General features: G+C 75.0%; 20 protein-coding genes and 1 pseudogene. 12 read left to right on the top strand and 9 right to left on the bottom strand.

Going from position 1 to position 23,401, the window contains the following annotated elements:
- The first annotated feature begins 22 nt into the window (after nt 1-22).
- Complete coding sequence (locus GA0070562_RS24790) at nt 23-454, top strand: hypothetical protein (RefSeq protein ID WP_091426548.1); 432 nt, start codon at nt 23-25, stop codon at nt 452-454.
- A 20-nt stretch (nt 455-474) separates the two neighbouring features.
- Here GA0070562_RS24790 and GA0070562_RS24785 read toward each other — a convergent pair whose 3' ends face one another.
- Together GA0070562_RS24785 and GA0070562_RS24780 are read right to left on the bottom strand one after the other, a co-directional pair.
- The gene (locus tag GA0070562_RS24785; protein ID WP_091426546.1) at nt 475-1,626 is read right to left on the bottom strand and encodes a class I SAM-dependent methyltransferase; all 1,152 of its coding nucleotides are present in this window, start codon (nt 1,624-1,626) and stop codon (nt 475-477) included.
- 187 nt (nt 1,627-1,813) lie between these two features.
- On the bottom strand, nt 1,814-3,493 hold the full coding sequence (locus tag GA0070562_RS24780) for a DEAD/DEAH box helicase (protein WP_091426543.1): 1,680 nt from the start codon (nt 3,491-3,493) through the stop codon (nt 1,814-1,816).
- 282 nt (nt 3,494-3,775) lie between these two features.
- Between GA0070562_RS24780 and GA0070562_RS24775 the strand changes: the two genes are divergently transcribed.
- Nucleotides 3,776-4,462 (top strand): ferritin-like fold-containing protein, encoded by a 687-nt coding sequence (locus tag GA0070562_RS24775; RefSeq protein WP_091426539.1) that lies wholly within the window; start codon nt 3,776-3,778, stop codon nt 4,460-4,462.
- 45 nt (nt 4,463-4,507) lie between these two features.
- Here GA0070562_RS24775 and GA0070562_RS24770 read toward each other — a convergent pair whose 3' ends face one another.
- Nucleotides 4,508-4,735: a DUF3107 domain-containing protein gene (locus GA0070562_RS24770; protein ID WP_013288692.1), complete on the bottom strand. Its 228-nt coding sequence runs from the start codon at nt 4,733-4,735 to the stop codon at nt 4,508-4,510.
- A gap of 65 nt (nt 4,736-4,800) precedes the next feature.
- A complete protein-coding gene (locus tag GA0070562_RS24765; RefSeq protein ID WP_013288691.1) occupies nt 4,801-5,439 on the bottom strand; it encodes a TetR/AcrR family transcriptional regulator in 639 nt (212 codons plus the stop codon).
- Nucleotides 5,440-5,588: 149 nt separating this feature from the next.
- Between GA0070562_RS24765 and GA0070562_RS24760 the strand changes: the two genes are divergently transcribed.
- From GA0070562_RS24760 to GA0070562_RS24735, 6 genes and pseudogenes are all read left to right on the top strand, one after another.
- On the top strand, nt 5,589-8,480 hold the full coding sequence (locus tag GA0070562_RS24760; RefSeq protein WP_091426536.1) for a hypothetical protein: 2,892 nt from the start codon (nt 5,589-5,591) through the stop codon (nt 8,478-8,480).
- A 40-nt stretch (nt 8,481-8,520) separates the two neighbouring features.
- Nucleotides 8,521-9,606 (top strand): alpha/beta fold hydrolase, encoded by a 1,086-nt coding sequence (locus GA0070562_RS24755; RefSeq protein ID WP_254663863.1) that lies wholly within the window; start codon nt 8,521-8,523, stop codon nt 9,604-9,606.
- Nucleotides 9,607-9,611: 5 nt separating this feature from the next.
- Complete coding sequence (locus GA0070562_RS24750; RefSeq protein ID WP_091426533.1) at nt 9,612-10,475, top strand: DUF3152 domain-containing protein; 864 nt, start codon at nt 9,612-9,614, stop codon at nt 10,473-10,475.
- Nucleotides 10,476-10,553: 78 nt separating this feature from the next.
- Nucleotides 10,554-11,378 carry a DUF3152 domain-containing protein gene (locus tag GA0070562_RS24745; RefSeq protein WP_091426530.1) on the top strand — a complete coding sequence of 275 codons (825 nt, stop codon included), beginning with the start codon at nt 10,554-10,556 and terminating at the stop codon, nt 11,376-11,378.
- Between the two features lie 41 nt (nt 11,379-11,419).
- Entirely contained in the window at nt 11,420-12,667 is a 1,248-nt protein-coding gene (moeZ, locus tag GA0070562_RS24740; protein WP_175438863.1) for an adenylyltransferase/sulfurtransferase MoeZ, read from the top strand.
- Nucleotides 12,668-12,797: 130 nt separating this feature from the next.
- A pseudogene (locus GA0070562_RS24735) lies at nt 12,798-13,667 on the top strand (hypothetical protein); the annotation flags it as partial.
- 432 nt (nt 13,668-14,099) lie between these two features.
- Here the strand turns inward: GA0070562_RS24735 and GA0070562_RS24730 are convergent.
- Nucleotides 14,100-15,341 (bottom strand): glutamate-5-semialdehyde dehydrogenase, encoded by a 1,242-nt coding sequence (locus tag GA0070562_RS24730; RefSeq protein WP_091426525.1) that lies wholly within the window; start codon nt 15,339-15,341, stop codon nt 14,100-14,102.
- Between the two features lie 26 nt (nt 15,342-15,367).
- The gene (gene proB, locus GA0070562_RS24725) at nt 15,368-16,525 is read right to left on the bottom strand and encodes a glutamate 5-kinase (protein ID WP_091426522.1); all 1,158 of its coding nucleotides are present in this window, start codon (nt 16,523-16,525) and stop codon (nt 15,368-15,370) included.
- A gap of 13 nt (nt 16,526-16,538) precedes the next feature.
- Between proB and GA0070562_RS24720 the strand changes: the two genes are divergently transcribed.
- The 3 genes from GA0070562_RS24720 to GA0070562_RS24710 are packed head-to-tail and all read left to right on the top strand — an operon-like array spanning nt 16,539 to nt 19,817.
- The gene (locus GA0070562_RS24720; RefSeq protein WP_091426520.1) at nt 16,539-16,853 is read left to right on the top strand and encodes an MGMT family protein; all 315 of its coding nucleotides are present in this window, start codon (nt 16,539-16,541) and stop codon (nt 16,851-16,853) included.
- Between the two features lie 32 nt (nt 16,854-16,885).
- The gene (locus tag GA0070562_RS24715) at nt 16,886-18,295 is read left to right on the top strand and encodes an MFS transporter (RefSeq protein WP_091426517.1); all 1,410 of its coding nucleotides are present in this window, start codon (nt 16,886-16,888) and stop codon (nt 18,293-18,295) included.
- 43 nt (nt 18,296-18,338) lie between these two features.
- The gene (locus GA0070562_RS24710) at nt 18,339-19,817 is read left to right on the top strand and encodes a pyridoxal phosphate-dependent decarboxylase family protein (protein WP_091426514.1); all 1,479 of its coding nucleotides are present in this window, start codon (nt 18,339-18,341) and stop codon (nt 19,815-19,817) included.
- Between the two features lie 48 nt (nt 19,818-19,865).
- Here GA0070562_RS24710 and GA0070562_RS24705 read toward each other — a convergent pair whose 3' ends face one another.
- The 3 genes from GA0070562_RS24705 to GA0070562_RS24695 form a co-directional block, all read right to left on the bottom strand.
- The gene (locus GA0070562_RS24705) at nt 19,866-20,810 is read right to left on the bottom strand and encodes a hypothetical protein (protein ID WP_091426510.1); all 945 of its coding nucleotides are present in this window, start codon (nt 20,808-20,810) and stop codon (nt 19,866-19,868) included.
- 105 nt (nt 20,811-20,915) lie between these two features.
- Nucleotides 20,916-22,106 (bottom strand): hypothetical protein, encoded by a 1,191-nt coding sequence (locus GA0070562_RS24700; RefSeq protein ID WP_091426506.1) that lies wholly within the window; start codon nt 22,104-22,106, stop codon nt 20,916-20,918.
- Nucleotides 22,099-22,656, bottom strand: coding sequence for a SigE family RNA polymerase sigma factor (locus GA0070562_RS24695; protein WP_091426503.1), 558 nt, complete (start codon nt 22,654-22,656; stop codon nt 22,099-22,101). The genes GA0070562_RS24700 and GA0070562_RS24695 overlap by 8 nt, the downstream gene beginning before the upstream one ends.
- A 148-nt stretch (nt 22,657-22,804) precedes the next feature.
- Here GA0070562_RS24695 and GA0070562_RS24690 point away from each other — a divergent pair, with 148 nt between their 5' ends.
- Nucleotides 22,805-23,365, top strand: coding sequence for an NADH-quinone oxidoreductase subunit B (locus GA0070562_RS24690; RefSeq protein WP_091426500.1), 561 nt, complete (start codon nt 22,805-22,807; stop codon nt 23,363-23,365).
- Nucleotides 23,366-23,401: the final 36 nt, after the last annotated feature.

The raw sequence follows: 23,401 nt of genomic DNA, 5'->3' as shown, positions 1-23,401 counted from the left end.
TGGGAGTCGATGGAGGAACAGCATGGCCGAGCCGGACCGTCCCGTACCGCATCGCCCCGGCGCGGTGAGCCTCTTCTTCGTAGCCAAGGCCGCGGTGTTCGCGCTCGGCTTCTGGATCTGGCTGCTGGTGCTGGCGGTCCGTGGTGGCGATGCGACCGGCGTGCACCTGATCGCCGCGACCGGCGCGATCTGCACGACGCTGGCCTCGGTGGTGCTGGGCGCACGGATGGCGTTGCAGCGCAGCGCCGCGGTCCGGCACGCCGAGCTGAAGCGGATGCTCGTGGACATCTCGTGGAACGCCTTCGCCGCCGCCGGGAACGCCGAGCAGCCCGGGAAGGTGGTGCCGTTCCCGAGCACGTCGCACGACGGCGAGCGGGCACCGCACCGGGGCACCGGTGAGCGGGTGTCGGTGCTGGACCGGGGCGACCGCAGCCGGGGCGACCGGGGGCGGTAGGCCCGGCCCGCTGCCGTCGCTCAGCGCGCCTCGGCGAGCAGCGTCTCCAGCCGGGGCGTGACACCCCACTGGCCGACCAGCTCGCGGTACTCCGCGCGCTGCGCGTCGCTCGGCGCACCCGCCGTCCGACGTGCCCGGATGAGCAGGTTGCGCGGCGTGTGCTGGGAGTCGACGAACTCCACCACCTCGGCGCGGTAGCCGTGCAGGCGCAGCAGCGCGGCCCGCAGCGAGTCGGTGAGCACGTCGGCGAACCGCTCCCGCAGGATGCCCTGCCGGGTCAGCAGCTCGTACGGCGCGGGTGCCTGACCGGCGCGGAGCTGGGCGGCCAGGTCGTGGTGGCAGCAGGGCGCGGCGAGCACCCAGCGGGCGCCCCAGCGCACCGCCCGGGCCAGCGCCTCGTCGGTGGCGGTGTCGCAGGCGTGCAGCGCCAGCACCAGGTCGGGCGCCGGTTCGACGGGCGCCTCGGCGATGGTGCCGGCCACGAACCCGACCTGGTCGGCCCAGCCCAGCCGCTCGGCCAGCTCGGTGTTGCGGCGGCGCTGGTCCTCGCGTACGTCCACGCCGACGAGCGTCACGTCCAGGCCGCGCTGGACCAGGTAGCGGTAGGCGGCGAAGGTCAGGTACGCGTTGCCGCAGCCCAGGTCCACCACCCGCAGCGGGCCGGTGAGGTCGTCGGGCAGCGTCGCCGCGAGCGCGCGCAGGAACGCGTCGACCTGGCGGCGCTTTGCCGCCGAGCCGCCGATCTCCCGGAACAGGGGATCACCGGGGTCGAGCAGCCACTCCTTGGCCCGGTCGTGCCCGCCCGGCTCGGCGGCCGGACGGCTGGCCGCCGCGCGGTGCACCTGCGCCTCGCCGGACTTGGTCACCCGGAGCTGGAGCGTGGCGTCGCCGGTCTCGACGTGCCAGTTGCCGAACGGCTCGGCGAGCAGTTCGTCGACTGCCGCGCCGGCCTCCTCCGTACCCGGTGCCACGTTGCGGGTGTGCGGCCGTGATCCGTCGGAGACGGCGATCTGCAACCGGGGACCGGCCTTCAGCGTGACCGGGCGCAGCTCCGCGCGTACCACCGAGGGGCGCTGCCCACGACGGCGCCCGGCGGCGACCGCGCGGGTCAGCCCCGGCGCGAGCAGCAACGCCCGCACCTCGGCCAACGCCGAGTCCAACGCTTCAGGCATCCGTACCTACCTTTCCTGTTCTCCCCGCCCGCCCGCCCGCCCGACCCCAAGGGCCCGGTTGATCATGAAGTTAGCGGCACCCGGACACGGCGTGTCGCGCCGTCAACTTCATGATCGTCGCAGCGAGGGGGCGGGGATGGGGACGGCCTCCGGGACCGGGGTCCGGGAGGCCGTTTCCGTGGTGTGGTCAGTCGGCGTTGGTGGCCTCGGCGGGTGCGCCGGTGCTGCCGCTGCGGCGGCGACGACGGCGACGCGGCTTGGTGGACGCCTCGCCCTCTGCGGTCGCCGGTGCGGCGGTCTCGGCCGCGCCCTCGGTGCTGATCACCGCGGTCGGCTCACCGGCCACGGGCTCACCGGCCCGGCGACGACGCCGCCGACGCGGCGTACGCGCGGTCTCGTCGTCCCCGGCGTCGGCCTGCTGCCCGGCGGGCGAATCGGCGGACGAACCGCCCTCGCCGCCCCGGCCACGACCGCGGTCGCCACGCTCGCCGCGGTCGCTACGCTCGCCGCGTTCGCGGCCCCGGCTGTCGCCGCGCCGTGCGCCCCGGCGCGACCGGCCGACGCCGCCCAGGTCCTCCTCGACCTCGGCGGACAGGCCGGCGCGGGTGCGCTCGGCGGTCGGCAGCGTGCCGCTGATGTCCGTCGGGATGTCCAGGTCCGTGTAGAGGTGCGCGGAGGTGTGGTACGTCTCCGGCGGCTCGGGCATGTCCAGCCCGAGCGTCTTGTCGATGATCCGCCAGCGGGGCATGTCGTCCCAGTCGACGAACGTCACCGCGACACCCGTGGCCCCGGCCCGGCCGGTACGGCCGATGCGGTGGGTGTAGGTGTCCTGGTCCTCCGGGCAGTCATAGTTGATCACGTGCGTGACGCCCGTGACGTCGATGCCCCGGGCCGCCACGTCGGTCGCGACCAACGTGTCGATCTTGCCGGCCCGGAACGCCCGGAGCGCCCGCTCGCGCGCGCCCTGGCCGAGGTCACCGTGCACGGCGGCGACGGCGAAGCCACGGAAGTCGAGATCCTCGGCGACCCGGTCGGCGGCCCGCTTGGTACGGGTGAAGATCATGGTCAGCCCGCGGCCCTCGGCCTGCAGGATGCGCGCCACGATCTCGACCTTGTTCAGCGAGTGCGTGCGGTACGCGAGCTGCTGGGTCTGCGGCGACGGGCCGGTCTCGGCGGTGTGCCCGGCGTGGATCGTGACCGGGCGGCGCAGGAAGCGCCGGGACAGCGCGACGATCGGGTCCGGCATGGTGGCCGAGAACAGCATCGTCTGCCGGTCCTCCGGCAGCATCGCCAGGATCTTCTCGACGTCGTCCAGGAAGCCCAGGTCGAGCATGCGGTCCGCCTCGTCGAGGACGAGCGCGCGGACCCGGTCGAGCCGCAGGTGCTTCTGCTTCTGCAGGTCCAGCAGGCGGCCCGGGGTGCCGACCAGGATCTCGACGCCCTTGCGCAGCGTCTCGATCTGCGGCTCGTAGGCCACGCCGCCGTAGATCGGCAGCACCCGGACACCCCGGGTACGGCCGGCGGCGTCGAGGTCCTTGGCGACCTGGATGCCCAGCTCACGGGTGGGTACGACGACGAGCGCCTGCGGCACGCCGTCGCTGCCCTCGGACGGGGCGAACACGCGCTCCAGCAGCGGGATGCCGAAGCCGAGCGTCTTGCCGGTGCCGGTCGGCGCCTGCCCGATCAGGTCGACGCCGCGCAGCGCGATCGGCAGCGCGTACTCCTGGATGGCGAAGGCGCGGGTGATGCCGGCGGCGGCCAGCGCCTCGACGGTCTCCTGCCGCGCGCCGAGCGCGGCGAACGTGGGTGCCTCCGGGGGGACCGGAGCGGTGGGGGCCAGTGGCTGGCCGGAAATCTGCTCGCTCATATGGGTTTGGGGGTGCCCTCTCGTGGTGCGCCCCTCAGGTCCTCAGGGCGCGATCGGTGTGGCGCGGGCCACGCGGTCAGCGGCGATTTCGCCGAGCCGGACCGGGCCGCACGCGCGTCGGGGACCGGCGTTGATCAGCAAGTGACCGAATCGGTGCCCACGGCAACTGTCTCATCCTACCTGAACGGCCCCTGAGGCGTCCCGATTCCCAGGTGGTGGCCCTGCACGCGGGGCGGTTCGCTGTGACTTGAGTCACAGCGATGACGCCGGTAGCCTGCGCTCGTGTCCGCCCCCGACCCCGCCGCGACCGGCCCTGCCGCCGCCGGTCCCACCTCCCCCGACCCCGCCGCGACCGACCTGTTCGGGCTCGTCGCCTACGGCGAACTGCTCGCGTTCGACCGCCTCGCGGCCGACGCGCGCCTCGCGCCCGACCTGCGCCGCCGCGCCGCGCTCAGCGAGATGGCCGCCGCCGAGATCGCGCACTACCGGTGGCTCACCGACCGGCTCGCCGCCTGGGGCGTCACACCGGAGGAGGCGATGGCCCCCTACGTCGAGGCGCTGCGGGCGTACCACGACTCGACCGAGCCGCGGGACTGGGCGGAGGCGGTGACGAAGGCGTACGTGGGGGACGCGATCACCGACGACTTCCTGCGCGGGATCGCCGACGGCCTGGCCGGGCCGGACCGGGCGCTGCTTCTCGACGTGCTGCACGACTCCCGGTACGCCGAGTTCGCCGGCACTGAGATCCGGGCCGCGATCGAGGCCGATCCCCGGGCGGCCGGACGGCTCTCGATGTGGGCGCGGCGGCTGCTCGGTGAGGCGCTGTCCCAGGCGGGCCGGGTGGCCGCCGCCGACCGGGGCGCGCTCGTCGCGTTGATCGGGCGGACCGGCGGGGACGTGCCGGGGCTGCTGCGCCGGCTGACCGAGGCGCACGCCGCGCGCATGACAGCTGCCGGGTTGAACAACTGAGCCGCCGTGGCGGGAGGCCCGCCACGGCGGCCGGTGCCGCGGGAATCAGCGAACGGTGAACCCGACCGCGCGAGGCGACGCCTCGGCGATCTCGACGTAGGCGACCTTGCCGACCGGCACGATCACGCGCCGGCCCTTCTCGTCGGTCAGGGAGAGGGTGCCCTCGCTCTTGGCGAAGGCGTCGGTCACGATCTGCTCGATCTCGGCCGGCGACTGCGCGCTCTCCAGGACCAGCTCCCGCGGCGCGTACTGCACGCCGATCTTGACCTCCACTGTGCCTCCTCAACTGGGGCGAAAAAGCCACCGTGGGAAGGCTATCCGATCCGGCGGCCCGATGTTCAGGCTGACTCACCTTGCAGGGGGAAGCTGGCGATGCCGCGCCAGGACAGGGCCGCGACCAGCGCCTCGGCCTCCGCCTTGGGCACCTGGCGGCCGCCGGCGAGCCAGAACTGGGCGGCCGTCTCGGCGGCGCCGACCAGGCCCGAGGCGAGCAGTTCGGCGTGCGAGCGGCTGACCCCGGTGTCCGAGATGATCGTGTCGGTGATGGCCGCGATGCAGCCCTGCTCGACCCGCTCCACCCGCTGCCGCACCGCCGGGTCGTTGCGCAGGTCCGACTCGAAGACCAGCCGGAACGCCTCGCTCTCGTGGTCGACGAAGTCGAAGTACGCGCGCACCGCGGCGCCGACGCGCTCCTTGTTGTCGTTGGTGCCGCTCATCGCGTCCTGCACGTTGGCCACTATCGCGTCACAGTGCGTGTCCAGCAGCGCCAGGTAGAGCTCCATCTTCCCGGGGAAGTGTTGGTAGAGCACGGGCTTGGAGACACCGGCCCGCTCGGCGATGTCGTCCATCGCGGCGGCGTGGTAGCCCTGCGCGACGAACACCTCCTGGGCGGCGGCGAGCAGCTGCTTACGGCGCGCCGAGCGGGGCAGGCGGGTGGGCCGACCGGCGGTCTGTGCACCGTTCCCCACTGCGGTCATCGGATCCTCCGAGTATCTGCGTACGAGCCGGCACGTATCACCCGAACCGGTCCGGGTTCGTGAACCCGTCGCGGAATTGGCCCGCCGCTGTAACTTATCGCCACTGTCACCACACGGTAGCCTCAGCGGGGGCGACCAAGGAGCGCGCGGTGAGTGAAACAGGGCAACCCGGAGCCGCCACCCCGGGAGAGCACGGCGACGGGACGGGCCAGCAGGACGAACCGGCCCGTACCGGCGGCGGTTGGGCGCCCCCGCCGAACGGCTGGTCCCGCGGCGCTCCGGCGCCCGGCGGCTGGCCCTACGGCGACCTCGGCGGCTGGGCCGCCTCCTCGCCCCGCCACGGCGACCTGCCGGCCCCGCTGCCCGGCCACTCCGCGCCGGAACCGGGCCGGGTCAACGGCCGCCACGTCAACGGCGTGCACCACGCCGGGGAGGAGTCGCCAGTGACCCGCCAGGCGCCGGTCAGTGCCCCGCCCGCGGACGAGCCGCCCCGGCCCTCCGACGGCGAGCGGCTGGCCGTACCGGCCCCGCGCCCGGCGCCGACGATCGAGCAGCCGACCGACCCGGGGGACGCCGGTTCCCGGCACGCCGCCGACGACCCGGCCGCCCGGGCCCCACGGTGGGCCGAGAGCGGGCCGACCTCCGCGCCCCCGGCGCTCCAGGTCCCGCCGGTCGGCGCCGCCGCCTCCGGCTTCGAGGTGCCGCCGGGGTTCCACGCGCCGAACACCGAATCCGCCCCGTCGCTGTCCCGGGGCTGGGCCGACCGGCCCGCCACCCAGCCGCCGGCCGCGAGCCGGCCGGAGCAGGCACCGGGGGAGGTCCACCCGCCCGAGGGCCGGGCGGCCACCGCCGAGCCGCGGGCCGCGGCCGAGATCCCGGCGGGGGACGACCCGAGGGCCGCCGAACCGGACTGGTCGGGGCCGTCCTGGAACCGCCCGAGCTGGGGTGACGGCTGGGCCCCGCCGTGGGCCCGTACCGATGAGCCGCCGGCCCGCCGGGCCGAGGAGCCGCCGGTCCGAGGCACGGAGGAGCCACCGGCCCGCCGGGCCGAGGAGCCCGCCGCCGAGCGGCGGGAATGGGATGACGACAGCGCCGCCCACCGCACCGCCCGCGACGACCGCGCGGCCGAGTGGGCGCCCGAGCCGGTGCGGCCGTACGAGCCGGCCCGCGTCGAGCCGCCCGCCGCCTACGAGCCACCCCGGCCCGAGCCGGTACGGCCGTACGAGCCGCTGCGCGCCGAACCGGCCGCGGGACCGGAGGCGGCGCGGCAGTACCCGCCGTCCGCCGAGTCCGAGGCGTCCCGGCAGTACGAGCCGGGTGCCGGGTCCGAGCCGGCGCGCCGGTACGAGCCGCCGGCCGCGCCGGAGCCGGCGCCCGAGCCGACCCGCCCGTTCCGCCTGCCCCGGGGCGACGCCGAACCCCCGCACGGCTACGAGCGGCCCTCCTGGGCCGGGCCGCCGGTGCCGGTCGCCCCGCTGATCACGCCCCCGGGTCCCCCGCCGACGAGTGCCCCGCCCGCGCCCGGCGCACCGCCGGTGTCCAGCGCCCCGCCCGCCCCGGCCGGTGGGTACGCCCCGGCCCCGCCCGCCGACGCGGCTGCCGTCGCCCCGCCGACCTCGGGCGTGCCCGCCACGGGCGGCGCGCAACGTCTCGACCGCATACCCGCGCCCCACCCGACGAGCGCCCCTCCCTACGCGGCCCGCCGGTCCGCACCGGAACCGGTGCCGGCCGCCGACGCGGTCGCCGAGTCCCGACCGGAGGAACCGTCCCCCGTGCTGCCGCAGCGCGTCCCCTCGGAACCGGACGTGCCAGTCGTGCCGGAGCCACCGGCAGTGGAACCGTCCGCCGAGACCCCCGAACTCGCCCGTATCGCCACCCACCTGCGCCGCGACGACGAACCCGCGCCGCTGCGGGAGCGGCCGGAGGGCTTCGACGTCAACGCGATCCTGGACGCGGTCCGGGAGGTGGCGGGCGTACGCGACGCCGCGCTGCGCCGTACCCCGGCCGGCGCGCACAGCCTCCGGCTCGACCTGGCCGACGGTGCCGACCCGGCCGAGGTGAGCCGCCTGGTGGCCCGGCTGCTCCAGGAGCGGATGGGCCTGGCCGCCGCCCCGCAGAACCTGCCCGGCGCACCCGCCGTGCCGCCACCGGCCCCGCTGCGCCGCCGGTCGAACCGGCTGGACCGCTCCGGTGAGACGCGCGCCGGCGAGCCCCGGGTGCCCGGCGCGCAGTCCGCGCCGGGCCAGGCCCGCACGGATGAGACCCGTGCCGCGCAGTCCGAGCCGGCCGAGGCCCGCACCCAGGCGCTCCGCACCGGTGACGAGACGGGCGGGGACGAGACGCCGGCGCGCACCGGTGCGGCACGTCCGGCCGCGAACCGCTCCGGCGACGCAAGGTTCGGCGCCGATCGCGCCCCGCGTCCGGCCGAGGCGCCCGGTGACGGCGACGAGCCGCCGCGCCGCCGCCGACAGGCGACCCACCGGGGCCGGGCCGCGGTGGACGAGACGTCGCTGGCCTCCGCGCCGACCGGCATGTCCACCGGCAGCCCGGTCACGCTCGGAACGTCGTACTCCGGTGGGCAGATGACCACGACGGAGACCGCGCCGTCGCGACCACTGGACACCGGCGGCTTGCCGGGGCCCCGGGTGGTGATCGAGCACGTCCTGGTGAGCACGTTCGGCCTGGACGCCACCACCGAGGTCCGCCTGGTCGCGGGCGACCGGGCGGCCGAGGGGCACGCGACCGGTCCGGCGGTCGACGGGTACGTGCTGCGGCTCTGCGCGGTGGCCGCGGCCGCCGCGGTGGACGAGTTGCTCGGCCGGGGCGTCCCGTCCGGCGAGCGGGGCCGGTGCTTCGTGGAGCACGCAGCAGTGGTGCCGTTCGGCAACTGCGAGGTCGCGACAGTGGTGGTGCTGCTGGTCTGCGACGGCTGGGTGGAGCAGCTGGCCGGTTCGGCACTGGTGGCCGGTGATCCCCGGCAGGCGGTCGTGCGGGCCACGCTCGCGGCGGTGAACCGGCGGCTGGAGGCGCTGCTCTCCTGAGCCGGTGTGCGGTACGGCCCGTGCGGGGGAGACTGGAGACATGAAACGTGCCGCACTCTGGCCGGAGCACAGACTTCCCGCACACCACGTCCCGCCGCCCTGGCCGGGTCGGCACGTACGCCTCGACGGCACGCTCGTGCACGTCCGCGAGACACCGGCCACCGGACCCGGCGCGGAGCCCGCGCTGTACGTGCACGGCCTCGGCGGGTCGGCGCAGAACTGGACCGATCTGGCCGGTCTGCTCGCGGACCGGCTCGACGGTCAGGCGATCGACCTGCCCGGGTTCGGGCGCAGCGAGCCGGGGCCGCGCTACACGATCCCGGCCTTCGCCGAGCGGGTGATCCGCTGGATCGAGCACAGCGACCGGGGGCCGGTGCACCTGTTCGGCAACTCGCTCGGCGGTGCGATCTCGGTCCGGGTGGCGGCGCTGCGCCCCGACCTGGTCCGCACGCTCACCCTGGTCTCGCCCGCCCTGCCGTTCCTGGACTTCCGGCGCTCGTTGCAGGGGCGGATGCTTCCGCTGCTGGCGATCCCCCGGGGCGAACGGCTGGCCGCCTGGCGGCTGGCCCAGTTCAGCCCGGAGGTGACGGCGCAGCAGGTGATGGAGGCGTGCGTGGCGGACCTGACCCGGATCAGCGAGCAGCGCCGGCAGGAGGCGATCGACGAGATCCGGGTCCGGTACGAGGCGGCCCACTACGCCGCCGCGTACGTGCGGACGTTCCGGGGCCTGGTCGGCAGCTTCCTGCGTTCGTACCTGCCGGGGGAGGGCGCGCTCTGGCGGCAGGCGGCGGTGGTACGGGCGCCCACGCTGGTGGTGGGCGGGCGGCAGGACCGGTTGGTCGACGTGCGGGTGGCGCCGCAGGCGGCCCGGGTCATCCCGGACAGCCGGCTGCTGATGCTCGACGGCGTCGGGCACGTGGCCCAGCTGGAGGTGCCGCGGACCGTGGCGCGGGCGGTGCTGGGGCTGCTCGCCGAGGCGGAGCCGGGGCAGGCGGCGGACGCGACGCCGGGCGTGTCGCCGGGCGACGCGCCGGGTGCTGGTCTGCCGGAACGGGAGAATGCGCAGGCCACAGCGCTGGCCGCCGGTACGGGGGAGAGCGGATCGGAGCGTGACATGGCAGGCTGAGCCGGATGCCCAGCTCCCGCCGTCCTCGTGCAGCCCGCTCCCGTTCCTCGTTCCGTCACTGGCGCACCGCGCTCGTGGTCTGCGCCTTCGTCGCCGCCGCCGCGGTCGGTGTCGGCGTGGCGGTGCAACTGCCGTCGGCGGGCGCGGGTACCCGGGTCACCGACGGGTTCGTCGCCCAGCCTCCGCCCCCCACGCAGGCGCCGTCCACGCCGAGCGTCTCGCCGCCGCCTTCGGTGACGCCCAGCTCGCCGGCCGCGCCGGTGCTGACGCTGTCCGGCCCGGGGCCGGCGAAGGGCCGGGGCAGCTTCGCCTACGACGAGCGGAGCAGCGGCGTGCTCGGCCGCGCGGGGACGCCGCGCCGATACCGGGTGGCGGTGGAGAACGGCTCCGGCGAGGAGGTCCGCGACTTCGGTGAGGCGGTGCAGCGGGCCCTGGCCGGCCCGGGCAGCTGGGTCGACGGCGGCAAGCTGCGGTTGCAGCGGGTCGGCCCGGGCGACCGGTACGACTTCACGATCTACCTGGCCACCCGGGACACGGCCGGGCGGCTGTGCGGGGCGGGCGGGATCGACATCCGGGTGGGCGGTGTGCCGTACACGTCGTGCCGGGTGCCGGGCAAGGTGGTGATCAACCTGGCCCGGTGGCGGACCTCGGCGCCGCACCTGGTTTCCGCCGGGATGCCGCTGGACGACTACCGGCTCTACGTGGTCAACCACGAGGTGGGCCACCAGCTCGGGCACCGGCACGAGGGGTGCCCGGGCGCGGGCCGGCCGGCGCCGGTGATGCAGCAGCAGACGCTGTTCCTCAAGGGCTGCCGGCCGAACCCGTGGCCCTACGTGGGCGGGAAGCGGTACACCGGGCCGGCCCTCTGAGCGCCGGCTCGTGAAGAACATTCGCGTCATAGGCGGCAAAAGCAGCTAAATGCCCGAATTGCATGGCACGCTGAGGTCATGACGTCGTCGTCCCCTTACGACTGTGCCGCACCGCCACCCGAGCGTCCCACCCTGCGCCGGATGCGGCGGCGCCGTCGCCGCTCGGTGCTGCTGCTGGCGATGCTGCTCGCGGCCGTCAGCGGCGCGGTCGGCATCACCCGGCTGAACGCACCGTCCTCCGGGCACGGCGCGACGTCGCTCGCGGCCGAACCGTCGCTGGCGCGCGGCGCCGCCGAGGCCGACGTCCCGGCCCCGGCGCCGACCGGCTACCCCACCGCCGGCCCCGGCACCTTCGCGGTGGCCCAGGGCCGGTCTCCGGTACGCGGACAGGAAGGCCCGCTGCGCCGCTACCGGGTCGAGGTCGAGCAGGACACGGGGCAGGACGCCGACGAGTTCGCCGCCACCGTGGACGCGGTGCTGGGCGACCCGCGCAGCTGGATCGCGTCCGGCGACCTGCGGGTGCAGCGGGTGCCCGAGGCGGCGGCGGCCGACTTCACCGTGTACCTCGCCACCCCGGTCACCTCCGAGCGGATGTGCGCCGAAGGCGGCCTGCGCACCGACCGGTACACCTCCTGCCGGCTGCCCGGCCGGGTCGTGCTCAACCTGGCCCGGTGGATGACGGCGGTGCCCGACTACGGCGCCCCGCTGGAGGTCTACCGCACGTACGTGATCAACCACGAGGTCGGGCACGAGTTCGGCGAACTGCACGAGGCGTGCCCCGAGCCCGGCGCGCCCGCCCCGGTGATGCAGCAGCAGACGTACGGGCTGGACGGCTGCCTGCCCAACGCCTGGCCGTACGTCGGCGGGATGCGGTACTCCGGCGAGCCCACCGACGGCGTCTGAGTTATTCCCGGTCCCGCAGTTCGGGCCGAGTGTCCCTCATCATGGCCGATCCCCGCCCCGGCGAGCGACAATGGCGCGGTCACACCGCCGATCCCGGGGAGTCCACCGTGTCGTTGCCCCCGCTCGTCGAACCCGCCGCCGAGCTGACCGTAGACGAGATCCGCCGCTACTCGCGCCACCTGATCATCCCGGACGTCGGGGTGGAGGGGCAGAAGCGGCTGAAGAACGCCCGGGTGCTCTGTGTCGGCGCCGGTGGCCTCGGCTCGCCGGCCCTGCTCTACCTCGCCGCGGCCGGTGTCGGCACGCTCGGCATCATCGACTTCGACACCGTCGACGAGTCGAACCTCCAGCGCCAGGTCATCCACGGCGTCTCCGACGTGGGCCGGTCCAAGGCCGAGTCCGCCGCGGCGTCGATCCGCGAGATCAACCCGCTGGTCAATGTGGAGATCCACAACACCGCGCTGGACCGGGAGAACGTCCGGGACATCTTCTCCCGGTACGACCTGATCGTCGACGGCACCGACAACTTCGCCACCCGGTACATGGTCAACGACGCGGCGGTGCTGCTCGGCAAGCCGTACGTCTGGGGTTCGATCTACCGCTTCGACGGCCAGGCGTCGGTGTTCTGGGCCGAGCACGGCCCCTGCTACCGCTGCCTCTACCCGGAGCCCCCGCCGCCCGGCATGGTCCCGTCCTGCGCCGAGGGCGGCGTGCTCGGCGTGCTCTGCGCGTCGATCGGGTCGATCCAGGTCAACGAGGCGATCAAGTTGCTCGCCGGCATCGGTGAGCCGCTCGTCGGCCGGCTGATGGTCTACGACGCCCTGGAGATGAGCTACCGCAAGATCAAGGTCCGCAAGGACCCGAACTGCGTGCTCTGCGGCGAGAACCCGACCCTCACCGACCTGATGGAGGACTACGAGGACTTCTGCGGCGCGGTCTCCGACGAGGCGCAGGAGGCGGTGGTCGACTCGACCATCACCGCGCTGGAGCTGAAGGACTGGCAGGACTCCGGCAAGGACGTCTTCCTGGTCGACGTGCGCGAGCCCGCCGAGTACGAGATCGTCCGGATCCCCGGCTCGACGCTCATCCCCAAGGGCGAGATCCTGTCCGGCGAGGCGCTGGCGAAGTTCCCGCAGGACCGGCAGATCGTGCTGCACTGCAAGTCCGGCGTCCGCTCCGCCGAGGCGCTCGCCGCGCTGAAGGCGGCCGGTTTCACCGACGCGGTGCACGTCCAGGGCGGCGTGCTCTCCTGGGTCAAGCAGATCGACCCGTCGCTGCCCTCGTACTGAGTCGTGTCGATGGGCCCGCCCGGCGTTCCGGGCGGGCCCGTCGCGCTTTCCGTGCCCCCTGGCATGGGCAAACGTCCGATCGCGCACCCCAACGGCGGATGATCTCAAGGGCCGGTGGGCGGTACCGGCCCTGACCGAGCTACCGAGGCGTAACCTCGGCCGCACCAGTACCGTCAGTGCCGTGGTCGACTTGGACGCGGCGATCGGATTCGTCATCGCTCACGGTGACGCGGTGGACCGTGCCCGCCTCTCCCGGCTGCGTTCCGGCGCTCCGGTGCCGCGGGACGTGCTCGACGCCGCCGAGGCCGGGCAGGCGCCGGGCGGTGGCTGGCCCGCGGTCCTCGACGGCGAGGTCGCCTCCGTCGACGCGACCTGCTTCCGCCTCGCCGAGCTGGACGACCTCGGCGCGCTGGGCCGCCCGGCCGCCCGGCACGCACTGGACTGGCTGGCCGCCCGGCAACTGCCCGACGGCGGCTGGGACGAGGACCCGTCCCTGGCCGGGCTCGCCCCCGAGTGGGCCACCCCGGGCGACCCCGAGGCCCGGCTCTACCAGACCGCCAACGCCGGGTTCTGGCTCACGGTGGCCGGACTGGACGCCCGGGCCGCCGGGCCGCTCGACCACCGGGTCGGCGGCGCGTACGCCGGTGTGGTGCAGGCGGCGGCGCAGGCGCTCGCCGCGCAGCTGGCGCCGGACGGAAGCTGGCCGTCCTTCCTGCCCGCCGGCTGGCTCGCCGCCGCGGTGCTGCACCGCCAGCAGATGTACTACGAGTCGGCGCGCATCCAGGCGGTGCTGGCCGACCGGATCCCCCGGATGTCCCCGGCCGACGTGGCCTGGCTGGCCGCCACGCTGCGCCGGGTCGACGTGGGCGAGGAGCAGTGGCTGCTGGTCTCCGCGCGCAGGCGGCTCGCCGAGACCCAGCGCAGCGACGGTGGCTGGGACAGCGACGACGGCCACCAGTTCGACGTGCACACCACGCTGCGGGCGATCCGCGCGTGCCGGCCCAGCGCGCCCGAGGCCCCGGTGTCCGGAGCGCCGTTCGTGGTGCCGCAGACCGCCGAGTTGCCCGCGCCGCCCGCGGTGCCGGCCCCGCGCCGGCCACCAGCCGCCCCGCCGCCCCCCGACGTGTCTTCCGGTTCCGGCCCCGAGCTGTCGCCGGGCGGCGGCCCTGAATCGTCGGCCGGCCCGGGTGTCGGACCCGACCTACCGGCCGGTTCGACCGTGTCATCGGCCGTTCCGGACGCCGGGCCGGCCCCGTGGTCCGCCTGGACGGTGCTGCCCGACCCGGGCGCGGACGACGGCTCGTCCGTGCCCGTGTCCCCGGGACTGCCTCCGTTCTCGGCGCCCACGACCGCGGGGACCACCGCGTCGCAGCCGGACGGTCCGTCGGCGGACGGGGATCCGCTCCAGCTCGCGTAGCCGGTCCTGGTCGGATCAGCGCAGGTGGCCGTCCCCGGTCACCACGTACTTGGTGCTGGTCAGCTCCGGCAGGCCCATCGGGCCGCGCGCGTGCAGCTTCTGCGTCGAGATGCCGATCTCCGCGCCGAAGCCGAACTCGCCGCCGTCGGTGAACCGGGTGGACGCGTTGACCATGACCGCGGCGGCGTCCACCCGGGCCACGAACTCCCGGGCCGTGCGCTGCGAGTCGGTGACGATCGCCTCGGTGTGACCGGTGCCGTACCGGCGGATGTGCGCGACCGCCGCGTCCAGCGAGTCGACCACGGCGACCGAGATGTCGGCGGAGAGGTACTCGGTGCCGAAGTCCTCCTCGGTGGCCGGCACCACGGCGTCGGAGTGCGCGGCCACAGCGGGCGTGCCGTGCACCGTCACCCCGGCGTCGGCGAACGCGGCCAGCACCGCCGGCAGGAACTCGTCCGCCACGTCGCGGTGCACCAGCAGCGACTCTGCGGTGTTGCAGGTGGACAGGCGCTGGGTCTTGGCGTTCAGCGTGATCGCCAGGGCCTTGCCGAGGTCGGCGGCGGCGTCCACGTACACGTGGCAGTTGCCCACTCCGGTCTCGATCACCGGCACCGTCGACTCCTCCACGACGGCGCGGATCAGCGACGCGCCGCCGCGCGGGATCAGCACGTCGACCAGGCCGCGGGCGCGCATCAGCTCCTTGACCGAGTCGCGCGTGCTGGAGTCGAGCAGCTGCACCGCGTCCGCCGGCAGCCCGGCGCCGGAGACCGCGTCGCGCAGCACCGCGACCAGCGCGGCGTTGGAGTGCGCGGCCGACGAGGAGCCGCGCAGCAGCGCCGCGTTGCCGGACTTCAGGCAGATCCCGGCGGCGTCGACTGTCACGTTCGGCCGGCCCTCGTAGACGATGCCGACCACCCCGAACGGCACCCGCACCTGACGCAGCTCCAGGCCGTTCGGCAGCGTCGAGCCGCGTACCACCTCACCCACCGGGTCGGGCAGCGCGGCCATCTGACGCAACGCGTCGGCGATGGCGGCCACCCGGCCCTCGTCGAGAGCGAGCCGGTCCAGCACGGCCGCGGACAGCCCGGCCTCGCGCCCGGCCGCCAGGTCCGCCGCGTTCGCCGCCAGCACCTCCGGGGTACGCGCCACGAGCGCGTCGGCCATCGCGTGCAGCGCGGCGTCCTTCACGGTACGGGTGGCCGTGGCCAGGGCTTCCGCCGCGTCCCGGGCTCGCCGGGCCTGCTCGACGACGCTCATCGTGCGTACTCCTTCACCGGTGGGGCTCACAGCAGGACGAGGTCGTCGCGGTGGACGACCTCACGTTCGTACGCCGGGCCGAGCGCCGCGGCGAGTTCGGACGTGGAACGGCCGAGCAGGCCGGGCAGTTCCACCGCGTCGTAGTTGACCAGCCCGCGGGCCACCGGCGCGCCGGCGGTGTCGACCAGGTCGACCGGGTCCCCGGCGGTGAACGCGCCGTCGACGGCGGTGATGCCGGCGGGCAGCAGCGACTTGCGGCGGCCGACCACCGCCTGCACCGCGCCCGGGTCGAGGTGCAGGCGGCCCCGGGGCGCGGTGGCGTGCGCCAGCCAGAAGAGGCGCGCGGCGGGACGGCGGCTGCTCGGGTGAAAGTACGTGCCGACCGGCTCCCCGGCCAGCGCCGGCGCGGCCAGCGGGGCGGCGGTGAGCACCACCGGGATGCCGAAGCCGGTGGCGATCCGGGCCGCCTCGACCTTCGTCACCATGCCGCCGGTGCCCACCCCGGCCCGGCCGGCCCCGCCGATGTCCACGCCCGCGAGGTCGCCCTCGCCGTGCACCTCGGTGATCCGGGTGCTGCCGGGACGGGCCGGGTTGCCGGTCCAGAGCGCGTCGACGTCGGAGAGCAGCACCAGCAGGTCGGCGTCGACGAGCGCGGCGACGAGCGCGGCGAGGCGGTCGTTGTCGCCGAACCGGATCTCCTCGGTGGCCACCGTGTCGTTCTCGTTGACGATCGGCACGGCATGCAGGTCGAGCAGCTTGCGCAGCGTCCGGTACGCGTTGCGGTAGTGCGCGCGCCGGGTCACGTCGTCGACGGTGAGCAGCACCTGTCCGACGGTGCGGCCGTGCCGGGCGAACGCGGCCGCGTACCGCCCGATGAGCAGGCCCTGGCCGACGCTGGCGGCGGCCTGCTGGGTGGCCAGGTCGCGCGGGCGCCGGGGCAGCCGCAGCGGGGCGAGCCCGGCGGCGATCGCGCCGGAGGAGACCAGCACCACCTCGCGTCCAGAGGTCGCGAGCCCGCCGAGCGTGTCGACGAGCGCGTCGACCCGGGCGTCGTCCAGGCCGCCCGTCGCGGTGGTCAGCGAGGACGAACCGATCTTGACGACGATCCGCCGGGCCGAGGTGACTGCTTCGCGCACCCGACCATTCTGCGCGCTGCGGTCTGTGACGCCGCGGCGCGTTCCCATATCGTGGCAGCTCGTGACACCTGACGAGTACGTCGAGGCGGTGCTGGCGCTGGTCGAGCGGATCCCGCCGGGGCGGGTGATGTCGTACGGGGCGGTGGCCGACGCGCTCGCCGACCGCTCAGGGCGGGCGTCGCCGCGGCTGGTCGGCTCGATCATGGCGCGGCACGGAGGCGGCGTGCCCTGGCACCGGGTGGTGAACTCGGCCGGCCGGATGCCGCCGGGGCACGAGCGCAAGGCCCGGGAGCGGCTGCTCGCCGAGGGGTGCCCGCTGCGCGGCGACCGGGTGGACCTGGCGGCGGCGTCCTGGTCGCCGGAGGAGGGGATGTGACCCGGGCCATAACGTGAGTAGCATTCGGCTCCATGACAGCTTCGGGCCTGCCCCGCCGGGTGCACCTCGGGTACGCGCTGGGTTCCCTGGTCACCGGCGCGTTCGGCACCGTGCCCGGGCTGCTTCTGCTGCCGTACCTCACCGACACGCTCGGCGTCGCCGCCGGGCTGGCCGCGCTGCTGGTGCTGCTGCCGAAGGCGTGGGACGTGCTGGTCAACCCGGTCGCCGGGCGGATCTCCGACCGGACCCGCTCCCGCTGGGGCGCGCGCCGGCCGTACCTGCTCGTCGGCGGGCTGGCGCTCGCGGTGCTGTTCGCCTCGATCTTCGCCGCGCCGTTCGCGAACGGCCCGGCCGCCGCCGCGTACGTGGCGCTGGCGTTCCTGGCGACCGCCACCGCGTTCGCCTTCTTCCAGGTGCCCTACGTGGCCATGCCGGCCGAGCTGACCGCCGACCCGGCGGAGCGTACCCGGATGATGACCTGGCGGATCGCGGTGCTGGCGCTGGCCATCCTGGTCTCCGGAGCGGTGGCCCCGGCGGTGGTGGCCGCCGGCGGCGACGGCGTTCCCGGCCACCGGTGGATGGGTCTGTTCGTCGCCGCGCTCATCGTCGCCGGCACCGTCGGCGTCTTCCTCGGCACCCGGTCCGCGCCGACCGGGACGGTGGGGGAGAGCGAGCCGAGCCTGCGCGCCCAGCTCGCGGTCGCCACCGGCAACCGGCCGTTCCGGGTGCTGCTGATCTGCTTCGTGATCCAGTCCGCCGGGGTGGCCACCGTGCTGGCCGGGGTGAAGTACTTCGCCGGCCAGGTGCTGCGCGAGCCGGACAGCGGCCCGACGCTGCTGTTCGCCTGCTTCGTCGCGCCCGCGCTGCTGGTCATGCCGCTCTGGTCCCGGGCCGGCGCCCGGCTGGGCAAGCGGACGTCGCTGGTCGCCGCGTCGCTGATCTTCGCGGCGGGAGCGCTGGCCCTGGTCACCGCGCCCGCGCTGCCCGCCGCCGCGGCCTACGCGGTGGTCGCGGTGATCGGCGTCGGGTACGCGGGCCAGCAGGTGTTCGCGCTGGCCATGCTGCCGGACTGCATCGCGTACGACACCGCGCGCACCGGGCGGCGGCAGGCCGGGGTGTTCACCGGCCTGTGGACGGCCGGGGAGACGTTCGGGCTGGCGCTGGGGCCGGGCATCTACGGGCTGGTGCTCCAGCTCTCCGGCTACGTCTCCTCGTCCACCGGGACCGCCGCCGTCCAGTCGGACACGGCACGGCTCGGCGTGCTGCTCGGCTTCACCGTGCTGCCCGCCCTGCTGGTGGCGATCCCGCTGGTGCTGCTGCGCGGCTACACCCTGACCCCGGCGCAGCTGGCCACCGCGCCCGACGCCACCGCGCCCGGGGCCACCACGTCGGCCGCCGCCGCACCCGAGGCCGACGGCGCCGCACCGGTCGCGCGGGCATGAGCACGCACCGTCCGCCCGGCCCGTCCACGAGAGGAACCACCCGATGACCGACACGGCAGACGTGGGCGCGCTGCCCGCGCGGGGGATGCCCGCGGCACACGTGCTCGACGAGATCCGCGCGCTGCGGGCCGCCGACCGTCCGACGCACGGCGGGAGGCTGTTCGCGTACGTCTACGACCCCGGCGTGGCCGGGCTGGACGCGCTGGCGCAGGCCGCGTACGCGGAGAGCGCGCACGTCAACGGGCTCGACCCGACCGCGTTCCCGTCGCTGCTGGCGATGGAGAACGCGCTCGTCGGCGCCGCCGCCCGGCTGCTCGGCGGCGGCCCCGGCACCGGCGCGCCGGACGTGGTCGGCAGCGTCACCAGCGGCGGCACCGAGTCGCTGCTGCTCGCCGTCAAGGCGGCCCGGGACGCCCGACCCGATCTGACCGAGCCGCGGATCGTGGCGCCGGCGAGCGCGCACGCCGCGTTCGCCAAGGCGGCGCACTACCTGCGGGTCGCGCTCGACAGCGTGCCCGTCGACCCGGTGACGTTGCGGCCGGACGCGGAAGCGGTGGCCGCCGCGATCCGCCCGGAGACCGTGCTGGTGGTCGCGTCCGCCCCGTCGTACGCCCACGGCGTGGTCGACCCGGTTGCGGAGATCGCGGCCGTCGCGGAGGCCGCCGGGGTGCGGTGCCACGTGGACGCCTGCTTCGGCGGCTGGGCGCTGCCCTGGCTGCGGCGGCTCGGCGCGCCGGTGCCACCGTTCGACTTCGCCGTACCGGGGGTCACGTCGATCTCGGTCGACCTGCACAAGTACGCGTACGCGCCGAAGGGCGTCTCGGTGCTGCTGCACCGCGATCCGGCGCTGCGCGCCCCGCAGTTCTTCGCGTACGCGGACTGGCCCGGCTACACCATGGTCAACCCGGTGATCGCCTCCACCCGGTCCGGCGGGCCGATCGCCGCCGCGTACGCCACACTCCGCCACCTCGGCGAGGACGGCTACCTGCGGCTGGCCGCCGCCACCCGGGACGCGGTCGCCGGGCTGGCCGACGCGGTACGGGCCACCGGCGGATTGCGGCTGATGGCCGAACCGGAGACGACAGTGGTCTGCTTCACCAGCGACGATCCCGGGCTCGACCTGTTCGTGCTCGTCGACGAGCTGACCGCGCGTGGCTGGCACACCCAGCCCCAGCTCACGTACGCCGATCTGCCGGCCAGCGTCCACCTCACGGTGACCGCGGCGGTGGCGCCCCGGGTGGCCGAGTTCGGCCCGGCGCTGGCCGAGGCGGTCGCGGCGGCCCGCGCCGCCGGGCCGGTCGTGCTGCCGCCGGAACTGCTGGCGCTCGCCGGCAGCCTCACGCCGGAGGCGCTAACCCCCGAGCTGGTGGCCGGGCTGGCCGGCGGGCTCGGCCTGGCCGGCGGCGCCGGGGTGCCGGACCGGATGGCGGTGGTCAACACGCTGCTCGACGCCGCCCCGGCGCGGCTGCGGGAACGGCTGCTCGCCGAGTTCGTCGGGTTGCTCCAGCGCCCGGCCTGGTGACACGGCGACGCCCGGCCGGCGCGTGGGCGCCGGCCGGGCGGGCGACGGTCAGCTCGCGGCGGCCGCGGTCACCGTGAACGACGTGGTGTTGTCCGACGGGTCCACGTCCTGCGGGTCGTCGGCCCCGTAGAAGTAGCTCCCGGTCACGGTGAGGCTGCCGGTACCCAGCTCACCCGCGGCCGTGCCGGCGGGCGCCCGGAGGAAGACGTCGAAGGTGCGCTCCTCGCCCGGCACGAACCGGCCGCCCGGCACGGAGAACCCGTGCGGGAAGCTCGGCATGTCCTGCGGCTCGATGTGGTCGACCTGCACGCCCGCGGGCAGGGTGGCCCCGACGTTGAGAGCGAAGGTCGGCGCGTCGTTGCCGTAGCGAACGGTGACCGGCATCCGGCCGAGCAGGGTGCCGTCCGGCTGCGGGGCCAGCGTCACCGCGCTGCCCCGGATGCCGAGGTCGGTGTCGACGGCCTGCACGTACGGGCGCGGCTTGCGCAGGCTGCCGCTGGTCGAGCGGAAGAGGGTGGTGAAGCCGGTGGCGTCGGAGGCCGCGGCGGCGCCGCTCGGGACGACCTCGATCCGCCCGCCGTTCGCCACCATCGGGTAGCTGCGCGCGGTGGTCCAGACGTGGAACCCGAGCCGGAAGGTGAGGCTCTTGCCGGCCTCGATCTGTTCGCCGCCGCAGCCGATCACCAGCCGGTTCTCCACCAGGCGGTTGTAGAAGCAACCACCGCCGGGCTCGATGGAGGTGAACGAGGCCCCCGCCGGCTCGGTGACGACCAGGCTCACCGACGTCGCTGTCGACCGCCGGTTGGTCACCGTCGCGGTGAGCGTCCCGACGTACCCCCGATCGGTCGGGTCGAGGACGAGCCGCTGCGCCGTGACGTCGACGCGGCCGGCGGTGGCGGCGCTCGGCGCGGCGGCGGCCGGCGCGGCCAGGGTGATCAGTGCGGCGGCCCCACCCAGTAGTGCGGTGGCGATCCGTGCCGTACGTGTGGTCATGCTGTTCCTCCCGTGATTCCCCGTTGCCGGACGGCGGTATCTCCGTCCGTCCGATGCCGGTGACACGTCCAGAAAGGACGGTCGGTTGCGGAGCAAAACTGTCGGTCAGCCGACTGAGGTCAGCTCGACCTCGTTGTCCTTCCAGGTCAGGTCGTTCCAGTACCGCTCCTGCGAGTCGATGTGGATCACCCGCAGCGTCGGCGGCTCCTCGGCGGTCGCCGGATGGTCGAACGTGAACGTGTACGTCCTGCTCGCGCCCACCGACAGGGTGTCCAGCACGCAGGCGATGCTCCCGTCGAGACGCACGTTCCGGCACCGGTCCAGGGCGGACCCGTTCGGTCTCGTGTAGTCGTACCAACCGGTGAACCCGAGCTGACGCACGCTCACCGGCCCGCGATTCACCACCGTCACGGTGACCGTGACCTTCCGGATCCCCTCCCTGTCCGGCGGCCCGGCCACGACGTCGCGGGCGGTCATCGCGAGGTCGGTCAGACGGGGGTCGGTGCCGAACTTCGTGGGTCCGTCGACCTGCCGGAACCGTTCACCGTTCCAGGCGTACGTCCGCCACTGGCGTTGCGGCGCCCACTCCGGGGTGCTGCAACAGGGCTGGATGTCGGCGACGTGCGCCCGGATCTCCCCGCCGTCCCGCACCGAGAACTCGGTGATGTCATCCATGCCCTCACGGGTGCCGACCACCCGGCCCATGGTGATGATCCGGCCGTCCCCGTCCCGATCGAAGGCGAGCACCTGCTTGCCCGATGCCTCGCCGTAGCGGCAGGCGACGAGGACGACGGTCTCGGTCGCGCCGTCACCGTCGAGGTCGGCGTACTCCGGCCCGGCGAGCAGCGTCGGGACCGATTCGTTCTGCGGGCCGGACCGGAGCCGGACGTCGTCACTGACGCAGGTCTTCGGTGCGTCCGCCCAGGACACGAGGTCGAGCCGGGCCGCGAGCAGCTGGGACCGGGTGATCCGCCCGTCCGGAGCGGCCGGGGTCGAGCCGGCCGTGCTCGGCGGCGGCGTCGACGGTGGCGGCGACGTGCTCTCGGACGGAGTCGGGGTGACGGTCTGCGCGGGCGCGGGGGGCGGCCCGGACCGCCGGTCCAGGGCGGCGTTCGCGCCCACCGGGATCACCACGGCGAGCACCACGGCCGCCGCGGTGACCACCGAGGTCCGCCGGCGGCGGTGCCGGACCGTGCGCCGGACCGCGGCCGTCCCGGCCGGGTGCACCACCGGGGCGTACGCCGCGCGGAACTCGGCGAACTCGCCGCCGACCAGGATGTCGTCGGGCTCAGTCATGGTGGTTCACCTCGCTCGTGGTGGTCAGCTTCGCCGCCAGCGCGGCCCGCCCCCGGTACAGCCAGGACTTGACGGTGCCCTCCGGCACGTCCTCCTGCGCCGCGATCTGCGCGACGCTGAGATCGGCCAGGTAGTGCAGGACCACGGCGCGGCGCTGATGGGCCGGCAGCTCGGACAGCGCGGCGGTCAGCGCGACCCGGTCCGGCCCCGGCCCCGGCACGTACTCCTCCCGCTGCCGGTGCAGCCACGCCTGGGCCGTCCGCAGCCGCCGCCAGCGGCTGGTGGCCAGGTTCCAGGCCACCCGGCGGACCCAGGCCACCGGGTCGTCGTAGCGGGACACCCGGGACCAGCGGGCGAACGCCCGGCAGAACGCCTCCTGCACCATGTCCTGCGCCTGGGACAGGTCACCGCAGTAGGCGGTGAGCTGAATGGTCAGGGACCGGAAGTGCGCGTGGTAGAGCCCGTCGAAGTCGACCGCCTCGCGCCGCTCGGCGCGCCTCGCTGTCCCCTCGGGTGGCTCGTCGAGCATCGGCTCCCTCGTCACCGTCACCTGGTCCTCCCCGTGTGCGTACCGTCGACGCGGTCACGCCGGTCACACGCCTTGACGCCCGTACCGGTTGCGAGGGTTGCCGATCCGGACGCTGTGGTTGACTGTCGGTTCAGGGACAGCGGAATTTCGCAGACAGGGGAGGCCCGAGGTGCAGGTGCCGGCCGTGCTCGGCGAGCCGATCCGGTTCGTGCTGAACTGGGGCCGCCGCTACTCGCTCTGGGTCTTCAACTTCGGCCTGGCCTGCTGCGCCATCGAGTTCATCGCGACCAGCATGGGCCGGCACGACTTCATGCGGCTCGGTGTGATCCCGTTCGCCCACGGCCCCCGGCAGGCCGACCTGATGGTGGTCAGCGGCACCGTCACCGACAAGATGGCCCCGGCGGTCAAGCGGCTCTACGACCAGATGCCCGAGCCGAAGTACGTGATCTCGTTCGGCGCCTGCTCCAACTGCGGCGGGCCGTACTGGGACTCCTACTCGGTGACCAAGGGCGTCGACCAGCTCATCCCCGTCGACGTGTACGTGCCCGGCTGCCCGCCGCGTCCGGAGGCGCTGCTGCACGGCATCCTCCGCCTCCAGGAGAAGATCGCCGCCGAACAGTCGGGCGTAGGCGGCGTGCCCCGCCCCGACGCGCTCGCCTCCCCGGCGGACGCTGTGGCGCGGCCGGTGGAGGCGCTCACCGCACCCCCGGTACGTCCGCCGGTCGGCTGAACCGAACCGCCAGGTGGCGACGCGGGGCTAGCCTGC

This window comes from Micromonospora tulbaghiae, from assembly GCF_900091605.1.
GTDB classification, from domain to species: Bacteria; Actinomycetota; Actinomycetes; order Mycobacteriales; family Micromonosporaceae; genus Micromonospora; species Micromonospora tulbaghiae.
The sequence above is the reverse complement of the archived record's forward strand: the minus strand, read 5'-3'. Positions and strand labels throughout refer to the sequence as shown.